Below are 26796 nucleotides of genomic sequence, written 5' to 3'. Positions count from 1 at the left end.
GTGTTGGTCGGGCGGCGCGAGGTGAGCACCCTATTGAGCGAGCAGACCTCGTTCGGACAGGTCCCCGCGCAGCGAGGCGGCTCCTGAGAACACATGACCGATGAAGCCGAGTCGTTGTGCTGCCTCCACGTTGGCGGGCAGATCATCGACGAAGACCGTCCGGGCCGGGTCGAGGTCGAATCGGTCCCGAGTCAGTTCGAATATGGCCGGATCGGGTTTGACCAGCCCGACCTTTCCCGAGACGACGATGTCTTCGAGTTCGCTGATCGCAGGGGCGACGACGGGGGCATGGTGGATGGTCTCAGCCGACCAGTTCGACAGCCCGAGCAGGCGGACGCCGGCGGACTTGAGATCCGCGACGATCTCGGCCATGCCGTCGATCGGACCGGTCAGGGATTTGTCGAAGTTCTCGTAGTAGCCGGCGACGATCTCTCCGTGGCGGGGGTCCGCCTCGGCGGCTCGGGCGACGATATCGGTGATCGAAACGCCGGAGTCAGCTGCGGTATTGAGCGTGGAGAAGTCGGCCGCCTCGGCGAAGGAATGCCATTCATCGGCGCTCATGCGGTCGGCCAGAGGCCCTGTCTGGTCCCAGCCGATGAGCACATTGCCGAGGTCGAAGACGACGGTCGTCGGGGTCGGGCGATCGGGTCCGGTCATGGGCCACCACCTGGTATCGGCATCCTGGAGTCGAACCCCACGCTACCCGGAGTCGTCGGACCATTGTGGATTCGGTCCGGCTGCCTAGGTTGGTTTCATGATCGGCTACCCGCCCCTGCAGATCCGGGTGAAGACTCCCCGACTCGAGCTCGTCGGTGCCGGCGATGAGATGCTCGCGGCGCTCGCCCCACTTGTGAGGGACGGCAAGGTCTTCGCGGAACCCGCTCCCTACGACGATCCGATGTCGTTCTACGAATCCGACCCGGACGTGCGGGTAAGCAGGTGGCTCCAGAGCGTGTGGCGCGGACGCGGGCGGTTCTCTCCCTCTGACTTCCGGTTGGCCTTCGCCGTCCTCGTCGATGGTGAGGCCGTGGGGATGCAGGACCTCATTGCGGAGAAATTCGACTCCTGCGGGACATTCGCGTCATTCTCCTGGCTGTCGACGGATGTGCGCGGTCGCGGCCACGGCACCGAGATGCGCAGTGCTCTGCTCCATCTTGCGTTCGCGGGGCTCAGGGCGAGTGAGGCCGCGGTTCCGGTGCGTTCGTCGACAACATCGGATCGAACAAGGTGTCTGAAGCCTTGGGGTACGAGCGCAACGGCGTCGACTGGGGCATCCGCCGAGGCGAGCCGGGACGCATCCTACGCTGGCGCCTGTCCCGCGAGGCGTGGGAGACCCGGCGGCGCGATGACATCGACCTCACCGGAGTCGAGGACTTCTGTACTTTCCTAGCCCACCACTAATTGCTACCTGACGGCGTCCCAGCTACCTGGCTCTGGACTGGTCCCCGTCAGGTAGCAATTGGGGCGGTCAGAGGTCCAGGGAGAACACCTCGTGGGACGGGGACTTGTGTCGGAGTTCCGGGTTGCGCTGCATTCCGAGCTCTCGAGCGTGATCGACGCAGGCCGCAGCCGCTTCGGTGCGGTCTTTGGGGTGAGGGTAATACTCCATCACCTGCAGATCGCCGAGGAGGGCGGCCATATCGTCGAGATCGTCGTCGGTCATCTCCCGCAGGCGCAGACGAGGAGTGTCGCAGGGACGCATGAGCTCAGGATAACCGGGCGGGCCGATGTGCGTGGAGCTGCCGGAGTGTTCAGCCAGATGGGCGTCGCCGGCGGTCACGAATGACCGCGAGTGTCGTGGCGGTGATCATGAGTACGAGGGCCAAGAACCACAGAAACGCGGCAAAGTCATGGAACGGTGCCGCCTGGGAACTCATTATGCAGGCGGCGGCGAGCAGGATGAATGCGACGATCCAACGGGTGAGTACCGAGTGCTTCAACGCTCCTCCAACGTCAGGGTCCATGGCCGTTGCCACTGACCCTAAGTAGAGCAAAGGTGCCTGTCAACGCCGGTGACGGCGGCCCAGCAACCTGGCGCCAGGTATCTATGCCCCCGTCAGGTAGCAATTGGGGAGGAGACGACAGCGACCCTGCGTTCACGCCAAGTGGGTGAGCGCAGGGTCGCTGGTGAATCTCAGAAGTCTCTAGGTGAGACTCTCAAAGAGTCTCAGAGGCCGCGGACGCGAGTCGCCTGCAGGCCCTTGGAGCCCATCTCAGAGTCGAACTCGACGTTCTGACCCTCGGTGAGCTCGCGGTAGCCGGAGGCTTCGATCGCGGAGAAGTGAGTGAACACGTCAGCCGAACCGTCGTCAGGCTGGATGAATCCGAAACCCTTTTCCGCGTTGAACCATTTCACGGTACCTGTTGCCATAATCTTTGTATCCTTATTTTTTAACTGATGACCGCTGCTGCGATCGTGATGGTCGAACCCATTGCTGGATCCGGCTTTCCCGCTGGATGAACTGAATCTTGGACACAGGTCCAACGAAAAACTGTGGGCGAACCGAGAGCTCGGAATTCATGGTGAGGGTGAGGACTCTGGTGAGAGGTCTCTGTCTCAGACGAAATCGTGGGGAGTCTCGGTTTCGATCGTGCACTTGAAAGTGCTGGACGGAAGTCGTCAGATGAACGACGTGGAAAATCATGAGGGGCGCGGAAGGCAGACACGCGCCGACGGGCAAACACATGGTGTCGAACGAATCTACCTACACTTAAGACACCATCTGCTCCGCACATTTCTGTGCGAGAACAGTTCAAGCTTAGCAGAGAGATCGTCCCAGTGGCGACATCGATCGAGATCAGCACCGAAATCAGGCGCCCTGAGCAGGTTCGATACCAACTCGACGGGCAGGCTGCACGCCGGAGCGGGCCGCGCGAGACCGCAAACCGAGAGATGCCGCACAGTGATGTGCACTCGCCGATCCTGGTGTTTAGGATTGTATGCAAAACGTTTTGTATGCAATCCGCCGTGACCCCGGACGCAGGAGCACCGAGCCTTGGAAAACCGAGAGACACCAATGCCGCCAGGCCTCCGCAGACGGCGTCGCCTCGCCGCGAAATACCGTCGCCGACGCACCTTCGTCGCAGTGGCCGCGGTCCTCATCATCGCGGCCCCGGTGACGATCGCGGTGGCGGTGCACAACCTCGGCGCGAACCTCTCGTCGTCTCCGCTGCGTGCCCACGACGGCGCCGTTCCCGAGAAGCTCACCGACGAAACGAACATCCTCATCCTCGGATCCGACACCCGAGACCTCGACTCGACGAAGGATGACTCCGCGGCTTCCGATCCGAACGCTGACGGGAACTCCGGGGCCGCCTCGTGGCAGGGATTCGGCACCGCCGAGGGCGCCCGCAGCGATGCAATGATCCTCGCCCACGTCTCAGCCGATGCCGACCGCATCGACGCCGTGCAGATTCCACGCGACACGATCATGGACATCCCGGCCTGCGACGACACCGGGAGCGGCGCATCGCCGGCCGTGCACGGCATGATCAATTCCGCCCTCAACGCAGGACCCGCCTGTTCGGTCTCTGCCGCAGAGGTGCTCACAGGGGTCCGCGTCGATCACTTCATCAACGTCGATTTCGACGGGTTCGCAGCGATCGTCGACGCCATGGACGGAATCACCGTCGACCTCGATGAACCGCTCAAGGACCCGAAGGCGAACCTCGACCTTCCCGCCGGCGAGCAGACGATCGGCGGAGACGACGCCCTCGCCCTCGCCCGGACCCGACACGCTGTCGGCGACGGCAGCGACATTTCGCGCATGGGCAATCAGCAGATGGTCATGGAGGCCATCATCGACCGGGCCAAGAGCGGTCAGGTCCTCACCCGACCCGATCGGCTCTACGGATTCCTCGACGCGGTGACGTCCACCCTCGGAGTCGACGACGAGCTCAACTCGGTGAAAGCGCTCGCCTCCATGGCGACGACGGTGGCTTCCGTGGACAAAGACAATATTACGTTCGAGATCATGCCGTGGGCACCGGCACCGGAGAACCCCAACCGAGTGGTCAAGTCCGCCGACGCCGACGCCGTGTTCTCCGCCATCATCGACGACGAACCGATCACGGACCTCGTCGGCTGAGCCTGCCCGGGCCCCCGACTGAAGTCGGCAGGCAGCCGTCTGCCCCACCCCGTCCAGGCGATATTCATCCTCGACTCCTAGACTGGGCCGCATGTCTACGATCGAAATCACGCAAGACAACTTCGAGTCGACCATCAACGACAACGAGATCATCCTCCTCGACTTCTGGGCCGATTGGTGCGGCCCCTGCAAGCAGTTCGCCCCGGTCTTCGAACAGGCCGCCGAGGCCAACCCCGACATCGTCTTCGGCAAGATCGACACCGAAGCCCAGCAGCAGCTGGCCGGACTCTTCGCGATCTCCTCGATCCCGACCCTCGTCGCCTTCCGCCAGGGCATCGTCGTCTTCGCCCAGCCCGGCGCGCTCGCCGCCCCGCAGCTCGAACAGGTCATCACCGCCGTCAAGGGCCTCGACATGGACGAAGTCCGTGCTGAACTGGCCAAGCAGGAAGCCGCCGCTTCCGCAGAGACCGACGGCGCGGACGGTGCCGCACCCGATTCGATCCCCGCTGATCCGGGCGTCGACAAGTGACCACGACCAGCAGCCACAACGACCACACCCACGCAGACAGCACCGCCGCAGACGGCGCCGGCGTGCCCGATTCCGTGGCCGCCTGGGAAGAGCGCTACGCCGAGGCCGACGACGCCATCTGGTCCGGAAACCCGAACGGATCCCTCGTCGCCGTCGTCTCCGAAATGACCCCCGGCCGCGTCCTCGACGTCGGCTGCGGAGAAGGCGCGGACGTCGTCTGGATGGCCGAGAACGGCTGGGACGCCACCGGTATCGACCTGTCGACCACGGCCATCGACCGTGCCCTCCGGGCTGCCGAATCCCGCGGAATCTCCGCCGAATTCGCCGTCGCCGACGTCTCCACCTGGGAACCGGAAGACCCCGACCGCCGAGGCGGCTTCGACCTCGTCACCGGATCCTTCCTCCACACCCGGTTGCCCGATACCCGGGAAGAGCTGCTCACTCGCGTCGCCGCACACGTGGCACCGGGCGGCGCCCTCCTGCTCGTCTCCCATGCGACGATGCCGCCGTGGGCCGCCGAACACAGCGAGAAGTTCGAACACGGCATGGACCACCACCATGAACTGGTCAGCCCGAACGGAGACTTCGCCCTCCTCATCGGCGCCAGCCCGCACCGGTGGGAGATCGAACTCGCCGACACCCGCTCCCGAGAGGTGACCTCCCCGTCGGGCGAACCCGCCGAACTCGAGGACGCGATCCTCCTGGCCCGCCGGATCTGAACTCAGCCAACGCAGAGACCCGGACCCGGAACCCAGCACCGAGGCGGCTGCGCGGTCGATCATGACCGCGCAGCCGCCTCGGCGAACCGGGCGATTCCCAGCCCCCTGAGATGGGGTCGAAAACCCGGTCTCACCTGGTGCATTTCCACCCCGTGAGGGGCTAAGGTAGTGCCATGGCTCGGTTCAGCTTCCTCGAGTGGCCGGTACTCCGGCAGCTGCGCACGTCGGATAAGACGGGACGCGGCGAATCCGTCGTGTCCCAGCAGACTCGGGACACCACCCCACGCACGGTCACGGCCGACAAGGTCGTCCAATCCGTGTGCCCCTACTGCGCCGTCGGCTGCGGACAGAAGATCTTCGTCAAGGACGACAAGGTCGTGCAGATCGAAGGCGACCCGGACTCACCGATCTCACGCGGCCGCCTGTGCCCGAAGGGCGCAGCCAGCGAACAGCTCGTCAACGCTCCCGGCCGTGTCACCGACGCCCTCTACCGGGCCCCGAAGGCCAAGGACTGGACGAAGATCGACCTGTCGACCGCGATCGACATGATTGCCGACCGATTCATCGAAGCCCGCCGCATCCACTGGGAGGACTTCGACGACAAAGGCCACCCGCTGCGGCGGACGATGGGCATCGCCAGCCTCGGCGGGGCGACCATCGACAACGAGGAGAACTACCTCGCCAAGAAGCTCTACACCGCGGCCGGGGCGATACAGATCGAGAACCAGGCGCGTATTTGACACTCCGCCACCGTTCCCAGTTTGGGAACCTCGTTCGGGCGCGGCGGCGCCACCCAACCCGTCCAGGATATGGCGAATGCGGACTGCATCATCATCCAGGGTTCCAATATGGCCGAGTGCCACCCCGTGGGCTTCCAATGGGTGACCGAGGCCAAGGCCCGTGGTGCCCGCATCATCCACGTCGATCCTCGTTTCACGCGCACCACCGCGATCGCCGATAGGCACGTGCCCATCCGGGCAGGCTCCGACATCGTGCTGCTCGGTGCGCTCATCAACCGTGTGCTGAGCGAGGGCCGCTACTTCGACGAGTACGTGCGCGCCTACACCAACGCCGCGAACCTCATCAGCGACGACTATGTCGACACTGAGGATCTCGACGGACTGTTCTCCGGTTTCGACCCGGACACGAACTCGTACGAGAACTCGACGTGGTCGTACCAGACGGATGAGCAGGGTGCTCCGCTCAAGGACCCCAGCCTGGAGAACCCGAAGTCGGTCTTCCAGATCTTACGGCACCACTACTCGCGCTACACGCCTGAGATGGTCGAGGAGAACTGCGGAATCAAACCCGCCGACTTCGACTACCTCTACGAATCGGTGACCGAGAACTCGGGCCGGGAACGGACCACGTGCTTCGCCTACGCGGTCGGCTGGACCCAGCACAGCCTCGGCTCGCAATTCATCCGCACCGCCTCGATCCTCCAGCTCCTGCTGGGCAACATGGGCCGACCGGGCGGCGGAATCATGGCGCTGCGCGGGCACGCGACGATCCAGGGCTCGACGGACATTCCGACCCTGTTCAATCTGCTGCCCGGCTACCTGCCGATGCCCAGCGCCGGGGTCCACGACGCCTTCGACGATTACGTCGCAGCCGTGGGCACCCCGGAGACCCATAAGGGCTACTGGGCCAACGGCCGTGCCTACGCCACCAGCCTGCTCAAGGCCTGGTGGGGCGATGCGGCGACGGCAGACAATGACTTCGCCTTCGACTATCTGCCGCGCATCAACGGCGCCCACGGCACCTACCAGACCGCGGTGCGCATGCTCAACGACGGAGTCGACGGATACTTCCTGCTTGGGCAGAACCCGGCCGTGGGCTCGGCCAACGGGCGCATGCAGCGCATGGCCATGAGCCACCTGAAGTGGATGGTCGTCCGCGACTTCAGCCTCATCGAATCCGCCACCTGGTGGAAGGACGGCCCCGAGATCGAGACCGGGGAGCTGAAGACCGAGGACATCGACACCGAGATGTTCTTCCTCCCCGCAGCCAACCACACGGAGAAGGCCGGCACGTTCACGCAGACCCAGCGTCTCGTGCAGTGGCGCCACAAGGCCGTCAACCCGCCCGGGGACGCACAGAGCGAACTCGACTTCTTCTACGAACTCGGCCAAGCCGTGCGCGAGAAGCTGCGGGACTCCGACGACCCCCGCGATCGGCCGCTGCTCGACATGACCTGGGACTACCCGGTCGACGACGAGGGCGAAGTCGACGCCGAGGCGGTCGTCAAGGAGATCAACGGCTACTTCGTCGGCGGCGACCGCGACGGCGAGCCCCTGGACAACTTCAACCAGATGACCGACGACGGGACCACCGCCGGCGGCTGCTGGATCTACACAGGCGTCTACGCGGGAGGCCAGAACATGGCCGCCCGCCGCAAACCGCGGGATGAGCAGGACGAAACCGCCGCCGAATGGGCGTGGGCCTGGCCGGCGAACCGTCGGATCCTGTACAACCGTGCCTCGGCCGCACCCGACGGAACTCCCTGGTCGGAGCGGAAGAAGTTCGTGTGGTGGGACGAGGAAACCGGGAAGTGGACGGGCAAGGACGTGCCCGACTTCCCGATCGACCGTGCACCCGCCGCCCGATCGGATATCGCCTACGGCGGTCCCGCGAACCTTGACGGCGACGATCCATTCATCATGCAGGCCGATGGAAAGGGGTGGCTGTTCGCACCGAGCGGAATGATCGACGGACCGATTCCCACCCACTACGAACCGCAGGAATCGACGGTCACGAACCCGCTGTACTCACAGCAGAACAGTCCGACCCGGATGGTTATGCGCCGTGAGGACAACCTGTCCGCCCCCGGTGCCGGGGTGCCCGGATCCGAGGTCTTCCCCTATGTGTTCACGACCTACCGACTCACCGAGCACCACACCGCCGGAGGCATGTCCCGGTGGCTGCCGTACCTGTCGGAGCTGCAGCCGGAGATGTTCTGCGAGATCTCACCTGAACTCGCCGCCGAGGTTGGGCTCGAACCCTACGGTTGGGCCACCCTGGTCTCCCCGCGGGCGGCGATCGAGGCCCGCGTCCTCGTGACGAAGCGGATGACCCCGCTGACGATCGGCGGGAAGACCGTCCACCAGATCGGCCTGCCCTACCACTGGGGCGTGGGCGGTCAGGGTGCCGTCGTCGAAGGCGATTCCGCCAACGACCTGCTGGGTGTGACGATGGACCCCAACGTCTACATCCAGAACAGCAAGTACGTGGCCGGAACGATCATCCCCGGCCGCCGTCCCCGCGGACCCGAACTCGTCGACTTCGTCGAGAAGTACCAACGCGAGGCGGGACTCAGCCCCGAATCCGGCAACCAGCAGGTCACCGTTCCCGCCGAGCATGTCGAGGCCTCCCATCGCGCCGGACAGGGACGCAGCGCCGGTGGACACGCTCACCGAGGCGGCGATTCGGCCGTCGGCGTCACCCCGGGCAGGACCCTGGACGGGGGACGCGATGGAGTCTCCGACGGTGACGGCACGACCGCCTCGGCGACGGTCGACAGTGCCGATGATCGCAGCGGTAGGATCACCATCGAACCCACCGAGGCGGCCGAACCCGCCGAACCCACCGAACCCGCCGAGACGGCGGTGTCGAACCGCGCCGACGACGGGGACCCCAGCGACGGCGACCCCGACCACGGCCGGCACGCCGACGGCAGTGCGATCGCCGAAACCGAGGTGGCCGAAGCGGAAGCTCGCGCCCGCGCGGCTCGGGATCGGCAGGAGAACCAGGAGGAGGACGACTGATGTCGACACCGACGATCGATGACGGCACGTTGGCGGACGGGCACTGGCACGATTCCGCGCACAACCGCAAGGGATTCTTCACCGACACCTCGATCTGCATCGGCTGCAAGGCCTGCGAAGTCGCGTGCAAGGAGTGGAACCGCAACCCGCAGGACGGCACCTTCGAACTGCTCGGTTCCTCGTACGACAACACGGGCAGCCTCGGGGCGAACACGTGGCGGCACGTCGCGTTCATCGAACAGGATTCCGAACGCATCGAGAAAGCACGGGAATCCGGGCGCAAGCTCGTCAATCTCGGCATGCCCACGATCCGCCCGCGCACCGATGAGTCTGCCGCCGCCCAGCCGCTCGACGGGGCCTTGGGGGCGGCGGCGGAGGGCCGGACATCAGCCGGTCTGCCGACGACGCCCGAGCTCAACGTCGATCTGCTGGCACCGGGTGCCCTGGAGCCGACCGACCTGTCGAACGTCGACACGACACCCCCGGACACCGCGGACTTCCGGTGGCTGATGTCCTCGGACGTGTGCAAACACTGCACTCACGCCGGCTGCCTCGACGTCTGCCCTACAGGGGCCCTCTTCCGCACCGAATTCGACACCGTCGTCGTCCAGAACGATGTCTGCAACGGCTGCGGAACCTGCGTGGCCGGCTGCCCCTTCGGCGTCATCGAACGCCGAGACGACGGCACGATCAACACCCCCACCGACCGCGACGATCGCAGAGCCGCGGACATGGACGTGCCGGACGCGGGCACGGCGAACAAGTGCACCCTCTGCTACGACCGCCTCGTCGAAGGTCAGGAACCAGCCTGCGCGCAGACCTGCCCGACGCAGTCGATCAAGTTCGGCGACCGTCAGGACATGGTCGACCAGGCGCACGACCGAGTGGCCGAACTCCACGCGAAGGGACTGACCGAGGCTCGCCTCTACGGGGCGAACCCGAACGACGGGGTCGGCGGCACCGGATCCGTGTTCCTCCTCCTCGACGAACCCGAGGTCTACGGCCTGCCGCCGGACCCGCGGGTCGCGACGAAGGACCTGCCGAAGATGTACGCCAACGCCGGGATCGCGGCGCTGGGCATGGTCGCCGCGGCCGGACTCGCGTTCCTCGGGAGCCGCCGTTCATGAGCACCTCAGAATTTGATTCCTACCGCCCACCCGAGCCGGAAGGCGGACGCAGAAAACGTCGCCGAGGCGGCCGTGGAGGTCCCAGCGGACCTGACGGTTCCGGTGGGCGTCGGGGCGGTCGCGGCGGCAACGGTCGTGGCGGCGCGTGGAAGAACCGCGGTGCCGACGGCAACCGTGAGATGCCGATGGTCGAGGACGTCGAGTTCACGTCGTACTACGGTCGACCGATCGTCAAGGCTCCGCCGTGGGGCGATGAGATCGGGGCGTACCTGTTCCTCGGCGGTCTGGCCGGGGGATCTTCTCTGCTCGGCTTCGGTGCGCAGCTGACCGACCGGCCCGGTCTGCGCATCGCATCTCGGATGACTGCAATCGCGGCGACCGGTGTAGGCGGTGCCGCTCTCGTGGCCGACCTCGGCAGGCCCGAACGATTCCTCAATATGATGCGCGTCGTCAAAGTGTCGTCGCCGATGAGCCTGGGCACGTGGATCCTCTCGGGCTTCGGCGTCGGATCGGGAGTGACCTTCGCGATCGAACTCGACCGGATCACCGGTGAGAAACTGCTGCCTCAGGGCCCGCTGCGCAAGGTGCTCCATGCCATGGAGACGCCTGCGGCCGTCGAATCCGCCTTCTTCGCCACTCCGCTGGCCGCATATACCGCTGTGCTTCTCGGGGCGACGGCCGTTCCGACCTGGAACGCCGCCGGCCGCAATGGTCTGCCGTACGTGTTCGTGTCCTCGGCTTCGATGGCCGCCGGAGGCGCCGCGATGGCATTGGCACCGCTAGCCGAGACCGGCCCGGCCCGACTGCTCGCGCTCGCCGGCACCGCCGGAGAAGCTTATGCGATGTCGGCGATGAGGAAGCGCATGCACCCGGCCGAGGTCGATCCGCTGGACGACGGCGAACCAGGACACAAGCTGCATCGGGCCGAGAAGCTGCTCATCGCCGGAGCCGTCGGCGCCGCCGCCGTCGAGGTGGGGGCACGCGTGTTCGCGAAGAAGCTGGGTGGCGGCTGGAAGACTCGGGCTGTGCTGCGGGGGCTGTCCGTCGTTTCCGGTGCAGCCTTGGCGGCCGCCTCGGCGTACACGCGTTTCGGCGTGTTGGAAGCCGGAATCGAATCGACGAAGGACCCGCGTCACGTGGTCGAACCGCAGCGCGCTCGCCTCGAAGAGCGTCGGGCTCGTGGCATCACCGACGACTCCATCACCACCGGCCGGTAGCCCGCGGGCGAAAGCATCCCGCACCGTTCGTGCTTTCGCCTCCACTCAGCAGCACCTCCTACAAATGGCTCGGCATCCATCACCATTCGCGCCAAAACACCTCGGTGCAGCGGGTGGTTATGTCGCTAACGGTGGTGGATGCCCGGAAGACTGCCGCGACCCGGCAACGTAGCTCGCAAAATACTACGGACTGAGTAGACTGATGAGTCCTATGAAGAAGCTGCTCAAGGACCGTCGGGCCATCAGGGACGGCATAGTCGTGGCTCTGCTCTTCCCGCTCGTCTACTTCGGCATGCATCTGCTCGGATGGGGCAACGATTCGTTCAATTGGTGGCAGACACTGCTGGCCGGTCTCTTCACCGGTGCTTTCTTCTGGTTCTTCATGTCCAGCTTCCGCCAGTTCCGCGACGAGGATGTCACCCCGCGCTGAGCGACCTCACCGCACGTGTATGCCCGAGCCGGCGACGATCTCGCCGATGATCGGGTGACCAGGAAGTTCGCCGACGACGAGCAGCCCGCCCGAGGTCTGCGCATCGGCGAGAAGCAGCAGGTCGTCCTCGCTTACGCCGTCATCCGCGGTCAGATGAGGCCGCACCCAGTCGAGGTTTCGCCTGGTTCCGCCGGACACATACCCGTCAGCGATCGACTCATCGACACCGCCGAGGCGGGGCACCGCGGTCGCATCGATGACCGCTCCGACTCCTGAGGCCCGTGTCATCTTGAACAGGTGCCCGAGCAGGCCGAAACCGGTGACATCCGTGGCCGCTCGTACGCCTGCAGCCACGGCCGCCCGTGATGCTTCGGCATTGAGTGCAGTCATCGTGGCGATGGCCTCGTCGAAGTTATCACCAGTGACTTTGTGCCGATTGTTGAGGATCCCCACGCCGATCGGCTTGGTCAATGTCAGGGGCAGCCCCGCCTCGGCGGAATCGTTGCGCATGAGTTCATCTGGGTGGGCCACACCGGTCACGGCCATGCCGTACTTCGGTTCGGGGTCGTCGATCGAATGGCCGCCGGCCACGGGGCAGTTCGCCTGCGCTGCGACGTCGAGCCCGCCGCGCAGGACCTCGGTGAGCAGCTCCATCGGCAGCTTCTCCCTCGGCCACCCGACGAGGTTGATCGCCGTGACGGGGGTCCCGCCCATCGCGTAGATGTCGGAGAGCGCATTGGCCGCCGCGATCCGTCCCCAGTCGTAGGCGTCATCGACGACCGGGGTGAAGAAATCCGCGGTCGAGAGCACCGCGAGGTCATCGCGGACTCGCACAGCCGAGGCATCATCGCCGTCATCGAGGCCGACGAGGACATCCGGACCGGGCTGGCCGACCAGGCCGCGCACCGCGTCCTCGAGCTCGCCGGGGGGAATCTTGCAGGCGCATCCTCCACCGTGGGCGAACGAGGTCAGACGGTCCTGAATCGCAGTCATACTGCGAGACTAACACCGGCGGTCAAGGGCGTCGACGGACGCCCGATTCCATTCCGTCGCCGAGGCGACCGTGCACCTCCGTACGGGCGCACGGCCGGTCGTTCGCCCGGGTCAGTGCCTCCCCGCCGGGCGGCCGGCCCGCCGCGCGCGGGCCGCGCGGACGGCGATGATTCCGCCGATGACCAGCAACGCGCCGAGCAGTGCGGTGAGCAGAACCGGTCCGCCGGTGCGTGGCAGATCGCCACCCCCGTCGGGCGAACCGTCCCCCTCGGACGATCCGTCCGCGTTTGCACCGTTTCCCGACGAGGCACTCGACGTTCCATCGCTCGAGGCTCCCGGACCGGAGCCATCGGAACCGGAGCCGGCCGAACCGCTTCCCGCCGAGGAATCCTCATCGGCACCGGCCGAGGCTTTGGTCGAGGCGCCGTCATCGTCCGACCCCTCCGATGAGCCGTCCTCGCCTCCCGTGGAGGAAGCGTCGGAGCCGTCCTCAGCTCCCGCACTGTCGGCGGATCCGCCGCTGTCGGCCGATCCGTCGTCATCGCCGGGACCCGGAGGCGGTTCTTCCCCCGCGACCTCGACGGTGGCCTTCGCGGTCTTACCGTTGACGGTGACCTCGAGGACCGCGGTTCCCGGGTTCTCCGCGGTGATCTGACCCGTCGCCGGGTTGACGCGGATGACGTCGGAGGCCGCCTCGGGGACCCCTGATTTCACTGACTGGGCACTGACCTTCGCACCCGTCGCCTGTTGCAGGGCAACCTCGGCGCCGGAATCGACCACGACACCGTCGCCGCCCCATTGGGCGGTCGCCGGCCACCCGACGGGAACGGTGCGCTCACCCTGTGTGAAGGACGCCGCGACGTCCGCGGACTGGCCCGGGGCCAGGGAGCCGGGTGCCTCGAGTGAGATCGAATCGACGCGCGGCTTCGTCTCCGCGGCCAGCCAGCCGACCCTATCGGCTGTGGTCGGATCGTCCCCGACGTCGCCGACGCCGGGATCGATGCCGAGCATCGTCCACCCGGTGAATCCGCCGGTCGCCGGGGTGCCGGCCGGGTCCTTCCCGGAATTGCCGTTGATCAGGTAGCTCACGCCCTCCATCGCGGACCCGTGGAATGCTCCTACGTGGCCGTTGATCACGGCCGCGGACTTCCCGCTGTCCTTGCGGAACTCTCCGAGCTTCTTCTCGAGTTCCGCGGCCTCCCGTCGGTCCCCGAGCTGGCTCGTCTTCGACGGCAGCGGATCCTGCGGGGGATGGTGGAAGAACACGGTGATGCCGGTCAGCTCGTCACGTTCGGCCACCTCGTCGAGGGCGTCTTCGAGCATGTTCAACTGCGAATCATCGCTGCCGTTGAGGGTCCCGTCCGAGGAATTCAGGGTCACGATCTTCGTCCGCCCCACGGTGCGCTCGCCCGTCGGGGAACCGAATGCGGCCTCGAAGTTGTCGATCTCCCCACCCATGATCTCGTGGTTGCCGGGCACGTAGATGTAGGGGATCGACTCATCCCACTCCTCGTCGATGATCGTCTTCGCCAGCTCGAAATCCTCCTGAGAGGCCTCGTCGACGAGGTCGCCGTTGATGACGAGCAGATCCGGCTTTGCGGCACGGATCTCCTTGAGCGTCCGCCTGGCACCCTTGACAGCTTCGGAATCCGGGTCGGTGGCGACGAACTGGGCGTCGCTCATGACCGCGATGTTCTGCGGGCGGTCTTTGACGGTTCCGTTCGTCAGCAGCGCCGGATCATGCCGCGCCGAGGCGGCCGGATCGTCGGTCTCGGGAGTGGAGATCGCCTGGAGGTCGGAGATCGAAATGTCCCCCTTGTACTTCTCGGCAGACCGGGTCTCCATCATCCGGATTCGTTCGAGGGTGAGCGGTTGGGAGAGCCCCTCGGGGACGGTGAAGCGGACCTTCTGCCACCCGTCGAAGGTGATGTGGTCGCCGTCGATGTTCGTCACTGTGCCGTCGGGAGTGCTCACCTGCAGCCTCGGCCAGGCCCCGGTGCCGTCGCCGCGGACCATCATCTCGAACGCCACCGTGTTGCCTTCCAGCTTCACCGGCTCCTTCGGGATGAGGTAGTAGCCGCGCGTCGCCGAGGAGGTGGAGAAGTCATATGTGAGATCGATGCTCGGCTTGCCATCAGGGCTGGGCTCACCTGCGGTGAATGAGCCGGTGGCCCGATCGTGGCCGTCGGTGAACGCCGAGGTGTCGGAGAAGTCGAGGACCTCGGTCGTTTCGGTGCCGACGGTCACCGGGATCGTCGTTGTCACGTCTCCGACGGTGAGCTTCACGTTCCCGGACGTCGGTTCGTCGTCGCGGGAGTCCTTGCCTTTCCCAGCCGTCGACGAATCGGCGGAGACGACGAGTTCGCCGAGTCCGTCGGTGTCGACCGTCAGCCCTTCGTCGGCGTCGACGTCGATGTCGCCGGTTTCGATGAGAGAACGCCTGCCCTCGGAGTCGAAGCCGGTCAGGGACACCGTCTGCGAGTCCTGGGCGTCCTCGAGGTTGATGCTCCGCGCGCTCGGCCAGAGTCCGACCGGTTCGCCAAGCACATCGAGGTCCTGTCGCGCGGTGTGCCCGTCGACGGCATAGCTCACCCGCCCCTTGCCGGTGGACTCACCGGTCACGCGGGCGTTCGACTCATCGGAGTCGGCGAGCTTCACTCCGCCGTCGGCGGAGAACGTTCCGGAAGAGGCGATCGGTTCGAGATTCTTACCGAGCCCGGTGCCCTTCATTGATCGGCTCAGCCCCTTGAGCACGGTGGTCTGTCCGTCGAGTTCGGGTTCGATCTGCGCATCGGCCAGCTGCTCCGCGGGGGCGTCTGAGTAGAAGACGAGGGCATTGGCGACGGTGCGCTGCTTACCGTCGGACGGGTCGTTCTGCAGTGCCGGAGCATCTGCGCCGGCTGTGCGGGCGAGCATCGTCGTCGACCCGCCGCCGTCGAGGTTGACCGCGTTGTAGGCGCCGATGTCAGCGAAGAACTCGCCCATGTCCTCGAGACTCATGCCTCCCGAGGACTCGCTGCGGCCGTCGATGGTGGTGACGAACAGCTCCGAACCGTCCTTGCTGATGCCCACCGCGGTGCGCGGGTGTTCGGTGTCTTCGAGGTCGCCGGCGGGGAGGTCGGGAACCGAGCCGTCGGCCAGGATCTGGTGGCTGCCCGCGATCCCCATGTCGACATCCTCGCTCGGTCCGATCTCGACATCGACGTCGTCGCCGACTTCGAGTTCCGACAGCGTCTTCGCTCCGGCATCGCGGCCGAGCAGGACCTGTCCGTCTGCCGGGATTTCCGGGTCGCCCGCTTCGTCCACCATGCCCGAGGCTTCGGTGACCTTTCCGTCGACGACGGTGACGCGGGCGATCTCGGCGGCTACGTCATCGGGGCCGCCGACCGGACGGTCGAGCGTATGGTCTCCCCACGCCTCGTTGTACACACCGATGGTATCGGGGCTCAGCTCCGGGTTGTTCAATCCGCCGAGTTCCGTCTCCTGTCCGTCATGGGACAGCGTTCCCGCCGCGGAGAGCATCGACACGGCTGCCTTCTTGTCCTCGAGCGTGAGCGCCGGTTTGGCCTCCTTCGAGCCGATGCGCATTCCCTCCCGAGACACCGAGGTGTAGATCGGTGCCCACGACTGGTTGATGTCGAAGAACGTGCCGTTGACGGCGGCCACGGCCTTCTTCCCCTCGGGTCCGCCCGCCATGATCTCGCTGGTGGTACCGGCGCCGGCGACCTCTCCCGTGTCGCGGACGTCCATCGACAGGGAGTCCGTGGTGAGGTCCGCGGTGAGCACATTGCCGTTGTTCCACCCTCCGTCCTCGAGACGGGAGAAGTTCGTCAGGTCGAGTCCCGGAGCCACGCGTTTGGTTTCGACGTCGCGCAGTGCCGACCCGTCCCTGCCGAGGTCGTCATCACTCGGCGGTGCCGCATAGGCCGGCGTTGAGGCGGGACCCGGAAGACCGGGAAGCGATCCGGTGGGTGCGACAGGGGCAGCGAGGACCGCCAGTGTGGCGAGGATGGCGGGGATGAAAAGTCGCGCTCCGGCGGGATGGGATCGGCGGTGTGACCAGGCAGGATGAAGCGAAGAGGGCATGACGACCTTCGAGCGGTGATGGCTGGGAACCTTGTCACCTTAAGCCGTGCTCGGAGAACCCTGAGCGAATGGTGAGTGAACTCGGTCGGAAGATCGGTACCGGCGCGCTCGATACTGGTTCGTTTGGTCAAACGAGCGCCGCCCCGGCCGCATCGGCCCTTCGCTTCACCTCGCTCACACCCGCGATAGGATTCCTTATGGAGGCGTCCGTGTCCTGGTGGGCGCCCTGGTCTTCAAAACCAGTGAGACCGAGTAACTCGGTCTGGCGGGTTCGATTCCCGTCCGCCTCCGCCAACCGTTTCGCGGTTCCGCCGACCAAGCGGCGCCGCCATGACCCCGCACAGAGGAGGAGGTCAGATGGTCGAGTCCGACCCGCGTCGATCCATTCCGCGCACGGATCATCTCCTCGCCCTGCCCGAGGTCATCGCAGCAGGTGAGCGCCTCAACCAGGCGACCATCAAGGCCATCATCTCCGAGGTGCAGAACGCCGCCCGGGCCGGTGAGATCCCCGTCGCCGAGGTGGCCTCCGCCATTGTCTCCTCGCTCGCTTCCCGTTCGGCCTCCTCCCTGACCCCGGTGCTCAACGCCACCGGCATCCTCGTCCACACGAACCTCGGCCGGGCACCGCTCTCACCTGCGGCAACCCAGGCCATCACCGAGGCGGCCGGCTACGTCGACGTCGAAATGGACCTCGGCACCGGCAAACGCAGCAAGCGGGGGACCGGAGCGAAAGCCGCCCTGCTGCGGGCCTGCCCGGCGGCCGAGGACGCCCTTGTCGTCAACAACGGAGCCGCCGCCCTGCTGCTGGCTGTCACTGCATTGCGCGGCCGCGGCAGTTCCGGCGAGATCATCATCAGCCGCGGCGAACTCATCGAAATCGGTGCCGGGTTCCGCCTCACCGACCTTATGACGACGACTGGCGCCAGGCTGCGCGAGGTCGGCACGACGAACCGCACCCACGTGGCCGACTACGCCGAGGCCATCAGCGACGACACGTCCTGCCTGCTCAAGGTACACACAAGCAACTTCCGTGTCGAAGGCTTCACCTCGTCCGTCGACGTCGGTCAGCTGCGCACTCTTGCCGACGAGCACGATGTTCCGCTCATCGTCGACCTCGGCTCCGGGCTCTTCACTCCCGACCCGGCATTGCCCGACGAACCCGATATCGACACCGCCCTGCGCGCCGGCGCCGACCTCGTCATCGTCTCCGGCGACAAACTCCTCGGCGGCCCGCAGGCCGGCCTCATCCTCGGACGCACCGAAGCAGTGCAGAAACTCGCCAAGCACCCCCTGGCCAGGGCGCTGCGCACCGACAAACTCACCCTCGCCGCACTCGAAGCCACGATCACTCACACCGCCAACCCGATCCACGATGCCCTCCACATCGACCCCGATCACCTGCGCGAACGCACCGAAATCCTCGCCGAGGCGGTCGGTGCCACGGTCGTCGACCACGACGGTCGCGTGGGCGGCGGAGGAGCCCCCGGAGTGCCCCTGCCCGGCTGGGCCATCGAACTCCCCGAATCCTGCGCCGAACCGCTGCGCCTCGGCGATCCCGCAGTCGTCGCCCGCGTCTACCAGGGACGATGCCTCGTGGACCTGCGCTGCGTGCCTGAAAGCGAAGACCAGAGCGTCGCCGCCGCCATCAAACGAGTCCGTGCTGACAATGCCTGAAACCTTCGTCATCGCAACCGCCGGACACGTCGACCACGGGAAGTCGACGCTGGTGGGTGCCCTGACCGGGATGGAACCCGACCGGTGGGCCGAAGAGAAGAAACGCGGGCTGACCATCGACCTCGGCTTCGCGTGGACGACTCTGCCCTCGGGTCGCGAACTCGCCTTCGTCGACGTCCCCGGGCACGAGAAATTCCTCGCGAACATGCTCGCCGGTCTCGGTCCCGCCCCCATCGCCTGCTTCGTCATCGCCGCCGACAAAGGCTGGCAAGCCCAGTCGAGTGACCACCGCGATGCGATCAATGCACTGGGCATCACCCACGGCCTCGTCGTCATCACCCGGGCCGACCTCGCCCCTGACTCTGTCGAGATCACAAAGGCTCAGGTCAGAGCGCAGCTGCGTGGAACACCACTCGAAGCAGCGCCGATCGTCACGGTGTCAGCCACGACAGGGCAGGGCCTGCCCGAACTCCTCAGCGTCCTCGACGAGGTCACGGCCACGGCCGAGCCTCCGGCCGCCTCGGGGAGGGTTCGACTGTGGGTCGACCGCGCGTTCACGATTAGGGGCGCCGGCACCGTCGTCACCGGAACCCTCACCGCAGGCACCCTGACCACCGGCGATACCGTCGAACTGCGCGGTGCGACCATCGACCGGACCGTGGGTGTGCGCGGTCTGCAATCCCGGAATTCCACCACCAACGAGGTGGCCCCACAGGCTCGCGTGGCCGTCAACCTCCGTGACGTCCCCGCCGACGACCTTCACCGCGGCGACGCCCTGCTCACGAGTGGGGCCTGGCCTATCGTCGATGCGATCGATGTGCGCCGCACCATGGGCGAGGCCCTCGACTCCGGCATCCACGAACTCATGGCCCATATCGGCACCGCCGCCGTACCCGCACGATTGCGGGCCTTCGATGCCGAACACGCCCGGCTCACCCTCGACCGACCACTTCCCCTGCAGGTCAGCGACCGGATTGTGCTCCGTGCCCCAGGCAGCCGCAACGTCTTCGCAGGTCTCCTCGTGCTCGACGTCGACCCGCCCGAACTGTCCCGACGAGGCGACGGCGCCCGCCGCGCGCGGGAGCTCGCCGAGCGTCCTGTGAAAGGCGATATCCTTGCCGAGGTGGCCCGCCGCGGAGCCGTCGAACGCACCGTCGTTACCCGGTTCGGTCTGCAGGTGCCCGATGACGAGGGTCTGCCTGGCGACGTTGAGGATGTGGGCGGCTGGCTCGTCCACTCGCCGAGGCTGACCGCTTGGGTCGAGGCGACGAAATCCCTGGTCAGCCGCGAGCTCGCCGCCTCGCCGATGGCCGCGGGAGTGCCCGTCAAGGCCGTCGCCGAGGCACTGCGCCGAGGTTCGGACTCCGATCGAAGGCCTGGTGGCAAGACCACGAGCGATGCCACGTCGGCAGCGCACGCTGGGCCGACTCTGCCCCTGCCCAAAGGCACGGACGCCGCGACTCGCCGACTGCTCAACCAGGTCATCTCTCGCGCCGGTCTCGAGGCCGTCGACGGAATGGTTCGCCCGCCCGGGCATACCGCGGGACTCGGTGCGGCCGAAGCCGGTATCGCCGAGATCGAACGGCGACTGGCAGCCGACCCGTTCGCAGCCCCGGAAGCCGATGACCTGCGCGAACTCGGTCTCGGAGCGCGGGAGCTCGCGGTCGCCGAGAAGGCGGGACGGATCCTGCGCCTCGGCGACGGAATCATCGTGTCTCCGCGCACTCCCGCGCAGGCGATGCGGATCCTCGCCGGTCTCGCCCAGCCCTTCACCACGAGCCAGGCGAGGCAGGCGCTGGGGACGACCCGACGCATCGTCATCCCTCTCCTCGAACATCTCGACGGCCGGGGCTGGACGCGCCGACTCGACACCACACACCGCGAAGTCGTGCGCTGAGGACCCTCGCGGCACTATCGGATGTGCGGCCACGACGACGAACCGATCGCCGGGTCGGTGGGCGGCCGCCTCGGCGAAACTCAGTGACCTGTATTACGATCAAGTCGGAATGATCGTTCGCGCCGATCCGGGCGCTTCCGTCGATGGTATGGGTGATAACTGACTGCGGTGATGGGGCCGCAGCGACGCCATTCATCGCCTCATGATCCCCATATCCGGGCGCGCTGCCCTGATCGCAGCACTGACCGTCCACCAGAAATTCTCACCATTGACCGTCTCCGGTCGCGCAGATGCGATTCCGACCCGAGACTTCCGAAGGAGCAACCATGTCGAACTATCGTGTTCAGAATCCCGCCACGGGCGAGATCGTCGAGACCTTCCCCGAGGCAACGAATGCCGAGATCGAAACCACCGTGACTGCCGCCCACTCCACGTACCTGACGTGGAAGGACACCGATATTCAGGAGCGGGCGTCGGTTGTGCGCAGGGCTGCGGGGATCTTCCATGAGCGCAAGGACGAACTTGCCAGAACGATCTCGGTGGAGATGGGCAAGTCGTATGCCGAGTCTGTTGACGAGGTCGAGTTCGCTGCCGACATCATCGACTACTACGGCGTCCACGGACCCAGTCTGGTCACGGATTACCAGATCCCGTCGACCATCCCCGGTATCGCACGCATCGAGTCTCTGCCGGTCGGTGCTCTGTTGGGTGTGATGCCGTGGAACTTCCCTTACTACCAGGTGGCCCGGTTCGCTGCCCCGAATCTGGTGTTGGGCAATACGATCATGCTCAAACATGCCGATATCTGTGGACGGTCGGCGCTGTTGATCGAGGAGATCTTCCTCGCCGCCGGTGTCCCTGCCGGCGGATATAGCCACTCGTTTGCCAACCATGATCAGATCGCTGCGATGATCGCTGACTCCCGGGTTCAGGGAGTGTCGTTGACCGGGTCGGAGCGGGCGGGTGCGATCATCGGTGCCCAGGCCGGTCAGAACCTGAAGAAAGCTGTGCTCGAGCTTGGTGGCATCGATCCGATGGTTGTTCTCGACGCCGACGATGTGGCGGCGGTGGCGCGTGAGGCGTGGGAGTTTCGGACGTATAACGCCGGTCAGGTGTGCAACTCGAATAAGCGCCTCATCGTCATGGATGACATCTATGACGACTTCGTTGCCGAGCTCGTGAAGTTGGGGACCGGGTTGACGCCGGGGGATCCGCTGAATCTGGGTGAGGGTGAGTATGTGCCGTTGTCGAGTCGTGCCGCTGCCGAAACCCTTGATGCGCAGGTGAAGAAGGCCGTTGCTGAAGGTGCTCGTGTGCTCATCGGTGGTGAGTTGGGTGAGGGCCCGGCGGCGTATTATGCGCCGACGGTGCTCGTCGATGTGCCCCGAGACTCGGAGTCGTATGGGGAGGAGCTCTTCGGACCGGTGGCGACTGTGTTCAAGGTCAGCAGTGACGAGGAGGCTCTCGAATTGGCGAATGATTGTGCCCTTGGTTTGGGTGGATCGGTGTTCTCGTCTGATGAGGGCCGTGCTGATCGTGTGGCTGCTCGTCTTGAGGTGGGGATGGCGCATGTGAACACGATTGCTGCTGAGGCGGCTGAGTTGCCGTTCGGTGGTGTGAAGCGGTCTGGTTTCGGTCGTGAGATGGGTCCGATCGGGATGGGTGAGTTCGTGAATAAGCGCCTCCACTTCATCGCGAAATAAGGGCCGATCGGCTCACCCCAAGACCACCGCAACCGTCGTCGAGCTCCCGGCGGCCGCTCAACCCACTGCGGTCGTCGATCAGCCGAGTGATGCGGTGATCATGTCCTCCATCTCCGAGGCGGTCAATGCCCGCCACTGTGCACGTGACGGTGCGGAGGGGATCCGCGCGCCGCGCACCTTGGCCAGGGCCACCTCGGTGATGGGGGCGTGCTGAGGAAATGCGTCCAATGTGTGACGTGCCGCTTCCTCCTTGCCGATGATCTCACCGGTCGCGAGCGTGCGATGCATGCGTGCGGGACCGAGCACGCACCACGCAACGGTGCCGGCACTCAGTCCCACAGGGGACGTGAGGAGACGATGGACGAGCGCGCGTGGAGTTCTCTGCGGTCGGTCGCGCAGCTGTGCAGCCAATGGAGTCCAGTACTCGCGCAAGTTCGTGCGGACCCATGGTCGAAGCGCCTCCGGCTGCGCATCGAGACCCCATGCAGCGATCGGTCGTCCCCGCACCGTGATGCCGCCGTCGACGAGCTCCTTCCAGATCACCGGATTGACGTCGAACGCCCCGTGCGCATCGAAGATCTCACCCGTATGGGAGGCGATCGGACGGATCTCGGTGACGGGGCGACTGACCTCGGATTCGGCGATGAAGACGGTATTGCAGCACGCACTCACACCTCGCCCGCGCGTCGCCCCTACCGTCAGGCGGGGCACCTGCGAGAGGTGGAGCAGGCGCAGTCGCCGAATGAGATCCGGACGGTCCAGCCACTCATCGGCGATGACCGCGACGAGGTCGATGTCGCTGCGGCCCGGACGATAGGCGCCGAGGGCGATCGATCCGGTGACGGCGCAGGCGATGATGCCGCCTGGCAGGACCCGATCGGCGGTACCCAGGTAGGACCTGATGGCGGTTGCGGCGTCTGGCGGCAGCGGCGCGGACATGGGATCAGCGTAGCGAACCCAACCGAACTCACGCCGAGCGAACAGTCAGCTCAGGGAAACTTGTAGTTCAAGTCGCGTCGAATTCCCATTGATCGGCTGTTGACTGTCTGTTTGTTGAGCGAGATCCGCTGAAGCGACAGCCTGGATTGCGGGCATGAGAGCAGGGTCACGTGGAACTCGGTGGAAGGAAGCCGAGAGGACCCGACGCCCGATACAACTGGAAAGTGGGAACTGATGAAACTCGTACGCAAGTTCGCTGTGACAGCCCTTTCCGCGGCGGTCATCGCCGGCGGAGTCTCCATCGCGACCGCCGCGTCCGCAAAGCCGGCTGCAGTCTCAGAGGAGGCCGCTCCGTTCACGAGCAAAGCACTCGACGGCGGCAAGGTTCCGAGCGCTCAGGACGCCACGCAGCTCACCCAGGAGCAGATCGACAATGCGCGCACGATCATCGCCGTCGGCAAGGGCGCGGACCTGTCGACGCAGGCACAGAAGATCGCCGTGATGACGGCCCTGCAGGAATCGAGCCTCTACAACCTCGACGGCGGAGACCGCGACTCCGCCGGACTGTTCCAGCAGCGTCCGTCCATGGGCTGGGGCACTCTGGCTCAGGTGACCGACCCGGTCTACGCCTCGAAGTCGTTCTACGGCGTCAACCCCGAGGGCTCGAACCTCGGCCTCATCCAGATCGAAGGATGGGAGACGATGGTTCCGGGAGCCGCAGCTCAAGCAGTGCAGGGCTCCGCCTTCCCGGACGAATACGACAAGTGGGATCCCCTGGCGACCGAACTCGTCAACAGCAACCAAGACGTCGCCCCGATCAGCTGAAGCACTTTTCCGCTGGTCTGAGGCCGCACCACCCGAAAACACACAGTCCGACATCACACTTGCACGCACGAGAACGATCAGGAGAGATGATGACAGTTTCACGCACACTCACCACCACCATCCTCACCGCAGGCATCCTCGCAGGTGGCACCATGATGGCCACCGCACCCGCTCAGGCCGACGCTGCCCCGGCGCACAGCTACGCTTCACAGGGAGACTCCGGCAAGAGCACGACCGCGCAGTCTGAGTCCGGCACGAAGACATCCGCCCAGGCCGATGACCGCCGTGACGAGATCATCAGCCGTGCCCAGACCTGGGTTGATCAGGGAGTTCCCTATAACTGGGACGCCACTCACCCGGATCCGCAGGGCAAGCAGTATCGAATGGACTGCTCGGGATTCGTGTCGATGGCCTGGGGACTCGACGACAGCCTCAACACCGTGACTCTGCCCGATGTCTCCCACCAGATCGACAAGGAAGAGCTCAAGCCCGGTGACGTCCTCATGAAAGGCGGACCAGGCACCGAGGGCGCGAACGGCCATGTCGTGATCTTCAATGGCTGGGCCAACGATGAACACACTGCTTACCACGCTCTGGAAGAGAACGGTTCTCTCGGAACGGTTGCTCACGAGGTCTCTTACCCTTACGACCAGGATGACAGCTTCGTTCCCTACCGCCTGAACGGTCTGTGATCTGAACGGGCTGTGCCCCGGCACTGATCCGTCGGCACGGAACCGTCGGTCATACTCAATACAGCTGAACACGTCGTCGCCGCGTCCCACGAAGGGCACGGCGACGACGCATGTGACGAGTAAGCGCTCTGCGGCTTGCCTATATACACCAGGATGTGTTGAACTGTCCAACAAGTAACAACCCATACTTTGGGATCAAACTTGTTGGAGAACGGAATGCCCGTCGATGTAGCCGACCTGCTTCACGAGCTGGACTTCACGATCGCTGAAGGACGCACCTCGCTGTCCTGGCAATTGCGCGCACCAACGGGGGAGATCTACGACGTCGAAATGACGGCACCCGTAGACCGAGTAACCGCCCACGTTGCCCGCAACGTACGTAACCACCCCGACGCTGCAGCCTGGCCAGTGCTTGTGGGAGAGTCCGCCACCAACGGAGTTGTGGCCGACGCCCGCGCAGGCCGCCTCAACCTACTGACCGAATCCCCACTCCAACTCATCATCAATGGCACCGCCCACACGCTGAACCGGCCACAAGCATCACCACGTCCGCGGCCAACGCCCCTTCGACCTGCCTGGTACCGGTGGGGAGTCGAACGTCAACTCCTAACCGCAACCACACCTTTGAGGCAGGCCGCGCTCGCCGACTTGCTTGGCACCAGCCAACAAACCATTTCCAACGCCGCGCGCACTCTGGGAGACCTCGTTGCCGACCGAGGCAGCGGACTTGAGGCAGTCGATAGAAGATCTCTCCTCCACCATTGGGCCGGCGAATACCCCGGAGCCGGGGGACAGGAATTCGGGTGGTACAGCCTGGACACCGCTGTTGAACAGACGCACAAGGCCGCCGACATCGCCACCCTCCTCGACGCCGACCCCCTCATCAGCGGTGACGTCGCCGCCGACGAGCTCGCGCCCTGGAAACTTCCCACCCGCGGCCGCATCTACATCACCGCACCCGTCGACTTGACCGACGACGGGTTCATCCCTTCGCCGATCGACGAAGCCACACTCGTCACCTGCGTGCCGAAGGATCCTACCGTCTGGCGAAGCGCATCGGCCTCCAGCCGTCACGAACGGAAACTTGCAGATACTGCACTTGTCTACTGGGATGTATGTACCGGTGGCGACGCAGACAGCGACGAGGCAGCTGATCAGCTGGAAGACTACATCGTCAAAGGCCATTCATGAACGAAGACAGCGAACCCATCAGCATCAGTGTTCATGCACTCAGCAACTCTGACTCGCTCGGATACCGCGGACAGAAAGCCATCGCCGATGCTGTAGTCGAAGGCAGCGACTACCGGATCGTCGGCGGTCAGATGGTTCGCCTGCTGCTGCACGTCTTTCCCACACCTGCAGCCACTCTGCGCTCAACCATCGACGCCGATACAGCAGTGGACTCCGTGGAGGTTGTCGGATCACTGACACAAGCACTCATCGATCAGGACTTCACCAAAGAAGGCGGCAACCTCTTCTACCGCCAAATCGATGATGACCAGCGCGTCGAAATCAATGTTCTCCTTACAAGGGAAGGGCCGTCCACAGGCATCCGACCCGTCTCTGTTCCCGATGTCGGACAGGTCGACAGCCTCCCCGAACTGAGGTTCGCGCTCATGACCCCTGGAGTCGTGCTCAATGTTGAAGCGAACCTCGGGCAGGGCGAGACCATCACATATCAAACCAGAATCCCTGAGGTTGAAGCAGCCACCGTCCTCAAAGCACACAGCTGGAAGGAACGACGTTCCGAAAAGGACATCGCTGATCTCCACTCACTGCTGGAAATCAAAGAAGCCCACCCCGACATCCCTTGGCGACTCAACGACACCAAACTCATCGGATTCCGCAAGGACACAGCCGCGATCCTGCGTGACCTTGTCGGACGCATCGCACGCAAACACGTCACCTTCGACGTACCGCACTACCTGGACCGCCGGCGCTTCGCAGCATTAATCAGCAAACATATAGGTTAGCCATCCGACAGCTGGTCGGTCGGCAGGCTGGTCAGGGGAAAAAAAGAAGCGTCTATACGCTGCACTTGTCGTATCCCATCCGTCCACGACTTGCGGGGAACCTCATCGGTGCGCCTGAAATTTCCCTGGCCCGCGCCTGC

Annotated in this window: 20 protein-coding genes, 1 tRNA gene and 1 pseudogene; 16 read left to right on the top strand and 6 right to left on the bottom strand. The window is 65.3% G+C overall.

The genetic code is table 11. The features are described 5' to 3' along the window. Positions 1-30: 30 nt before the first annotated feature. Positions 31-657 carry an HAD family hydrolase gene (locus BI49514_RS10455; RefSeq protein WP_101546489.1) on the bottom strand — a complete coding sequence of 209 codons (627 nt, stop codon included), beginning with the start codon at positions 655-657 and terminating at the stop codon, positions 31-33. Between the two features lie 97 nt (positions 658-754). Between BI49514_RS10455 and BI49514_RS10450 the strand changes: the two genes are divergently transcribed. Then, complete coding sequence (locus BI49514_RS10450; RefSeq protein WP_208634997.1) at positions 755-1390, top strand: GNAT family N-acetyltransferase; 636 nt, start codon at positions 755-757, stop codon at positions 1388-1390. 78 nt (positions 1391-1468) lie between these two features. Here the strand turns inward: BI49514_RS10450 and BI49514_RS17200 are convergent, their stop codons facing one another. Together BI49514_RS17200 and BI49514_RS10435 are read right to left on the bottom strand one after the other, a co-directional pair. Beyond that, complete coding sequence (locus tag BI49514_RS17200) at positions 1469-1702, bottom strand: GNAT family N-acetyltransferase (RefSeq protein ID WP_115614106.1); 234 nt, start codon at positions 1700-1702, stop codon at positions 1469-1471. A gap of 465 nt (positions 1703-2167) precedes the next feature. After that, positions 2168-2371: a cold-shock protein gene (locus BI49514_RS10435; RefSeq protein WP_062240453.1), complete on the bottom strand. Its 204-nt coding sequence runs from the start codon at positions 2369-2371 to the stop codon at positions 2168-2170. Positions 2372-3017: 646 nt separating this feature from the next. On the opposite strand from BI49514_RS10435, the gene BI49514_RS10430 reads away from it, so the two are divergent. The 7 genes and pseudogenes from BI49514_RS10430 to BI49514_RS10395 all read left to right on the top strand — a co-directional run bounded on the left by BI49514_RS10430 (position 3018) and on the right by BI49514_RS10395 (position 11874). Continuing rightward, the gene (locus tag BI49514_RS10430; RefSeq protein ID WP_101546487.1) at positions 3018-4088 is read left to right on the top strand and encodes an LCP family protein; all 1071 of its coding nucleotides are present in this window, start codon (positions 3018-3020) and stop codon (positions 4086-4088) included. 91 nt (positions 4089-4179) lie between these two features. Further along, complete coding sequence (gene trxA / locus BI49514_RS10425; RefSeq protein ID WP_101546486.1) at positions 4180-4617, top strand: thioredoxin; 438 nt, start codon at positions 4180-4182, stop codon at positions 4615-4617. Beyond that, positions 4614-5336 carry a class I SAM-dependent methyltransferase gene (locus BI49514_RS10420; protein WP_101546485.1) on the top strand — a complete coding sequence of 241 codons (723 nt, stop codon included), beginning with the start codon at positions 4614-4616 and terminating at the stop codon, positions 5334-5336. Before trxA ends, BI49514_RS10420 begins: the two co-directional genes overlap by 4 nt. Positions 5337-5509: 173 nt before the next feature. Further along, positions 5510-8671, top strand: a pseudogene (gene fdnG, locus BI49514_RS10410) (formate dehydrogenase-N subunit alpha); the annotation flags it as partial. A 428-nt stretch (positions 8672-9099) separates the two neighbouring features. Next, the gene (locus BI49514_RS10405) at positions 9100-10227 is read left to right on the top strand and encodes a 4Fe-4S dicluster domain-containing protein (RefSeq protein ID WP_101546482.1); all 1128 of its coding nucleotides are present in this window, start codon (positions 9100-9102) and stop codon (positions 10225-10227) included. Further along, positions 10224-11444, top strand: a complete 1221-nt coding sequence (gene nrfD / locus BI49514_RS10400; RefSeq protein ID WP_101546481.1) for an NrfD/PsrC family molybdoenzyme membrane anchor subunit — start codon at positions 10224-10226, stop codon at positions 11442-11444. Before BI49514_RS10405 ends, nrfD begins: the two co-directional genes overlap by 4 nt. A 211-nt stretch (positions 11445-11655) precedes the next feature. After that, entirely contained in the window at positions 11656-11874 is a 219-nt protein-coding gene (locus BI49514_RS10395; protein ID WP_244195270.1) for a hypothetical protein, read from the top strand. Positions 11875-11880: 6 nt separating this feature from the next. Here BI49514_RS10395 and selD read toward each other — a convergent pair whose 3' ends face one another. Both selD and BI49514_RS10385 read right to left on the bottom strand, forming a co-directional pair. Then, entirely contained in the window at positions 11881-12867 is a 987-nt protein-coding gene (gene selD / locus BI49514_RS10390) for a selenide, water dikinase SelD (protein WP_101546479.1), read from the bottom strand. 111 nt (positions 12868-12978) lie between these two features. Further along, entirely contained in the window at positions 12979-16953 is a 3975-nt protein-coding gene (locus tag BI49514_RS10385; protein ID WP_101546478.1) for a phosphodiester glycosidase family protein, read from the bottom strand. Between the two features lie 199 nt (positions 16954-17152). On the opposite strand from BI49514_RS10385, the gene BI49514_RS10380 reads away from it, so the two are divergent. From BI49514_RS10380 to BI49514_RS10365, 4 genes are all read left to right on the top strand, one after another. Continuing rightward, positions 17153-17247 (top strand) — tRNA-Sec (locus tag BI49514_RS10380). A 63-nt stretch (positions 17248-17310) separates the two neighbouring features. Beyond that, the gene (selA, locus tag BI49514_RS10375; protein ID WP_101546477.1) at positions 17311-18627 is read left to right on the top strand and encodes an L-seryl-tRNA(Sec) selenium transferase; all 1317 of its coding nucleotides are present in this window, start codon (positions 17311-17313) and stop codon (positions 18625-18627) included. Further along, positions 18620-20524 carry a selenocysteine-specific translation elongation factor gene (selB, locus tag BI49514_RS10370; protein ID WP_101546476.1) on the top strand — a complete coding sequence of 635 codons (1905 nt, stop codon included), beginning with the start codon at positions 18620-18622 and terminating at the stop codon, positions 20522-20524. The genes selA and selB overlap by 8 nt, the downstream gene beginning before the upstream one ends. A gap of 326 nt (positions 20525-20850) precedes the next feature. After that, a complete protein-coding gene (locus BI49514_RS10365; protein ID WP_101546475.1) occupies positions 20851-22227 on the top strand; it encodes an NAD-dependent succinate-semialdehyde dehydrogenase in 1377 nt (458 codons plus the stop codon). Between the two features lie 78 nt (positions 22228-22305). Here BI49514_RS10365 and BI49514_RS10360 read toward each other — a convergent pair whose 3' ends face one another. Beyond that, positions 22306-23166: an aminoglycoside adenylyltransferase domain-containing protein gene (locus BI49514_RS10360; protein ID WP_101546474.1), complete on the bottom strand. Its 861-nt coding sequence runs from the start codon at positions 23164-23166 to the stop codon at positions 22306-22308. A 234-nt stretch (positions 23167-23400) separates the two neighbouring features. On the opposite strand from BI49514_RS10360, the gene BI49514_RS10355 reads away from it, so the two are divergent. The 4 genes from BI49514_RS10355 to BI49514_RS10340 all read left to right on the top strand — a co-directional run bounded on the left by BI49514_RS10355 (position 23401) and on the right by BI49514_RS10340 (position 26656). Further along, entirely contained in the window at positions 23401-23991 is a 591-nt protein-coding gene (locus BI49514_RS10355) for a hypothetical protein (protein WP_101546473.1), read from the top strand. Between the two features lie 89 nt (positions 23992-24080). After that, positions 24081-24683, top strand: coding sequence for an NlpC/P60 family protein (locus BI49514_RS10350; RefSeq protein WP_101546472.1), 603 nt, complete (start codon positions 24081-24083; stop codon positions 24681-24683). 216 nt (positions 24684-24899) lie between these two features. Further along, entirely contained in the window at positions 24900-25874 is a 975-nt protein-coding gene (locus tag BI49514_RS10345; protein ID WP_101546471.1) for a type IV toxin-antitoxin system AbiEi family antitoxin, read from the top strand. Beyond that, complete coding sequence (locus tag BI49514_RS10340) at positions 25871-26656, top strand: hypothetical protein (RefSeq protein ID WP_101546470.1); 786 nt, start codon at positions 25871-25873, stop codon at positions 26654-26656. The genes BI49514_RS10345 and BI49514_RS10340 overlap by 4 nt, the downstream gene beginning before the upstream one ends. Positions 26657-26796: the final 140 nt, after the last annotated feature.

This window comes from Brevibacterium iodinum ATCC 49514 (assembly GCF_900169265.1).
Lineage (GTDB): Bacteria > Actinomycetota > Actinomycetes > Actinomycetales > Brevibacteriaceae > Brevibacterium > Brevibacterium iodinum.
Note: the sequence above shows the minus strand (reverse complement) of the source record. Positions and strands in the feature narration are given on the sequence as shown.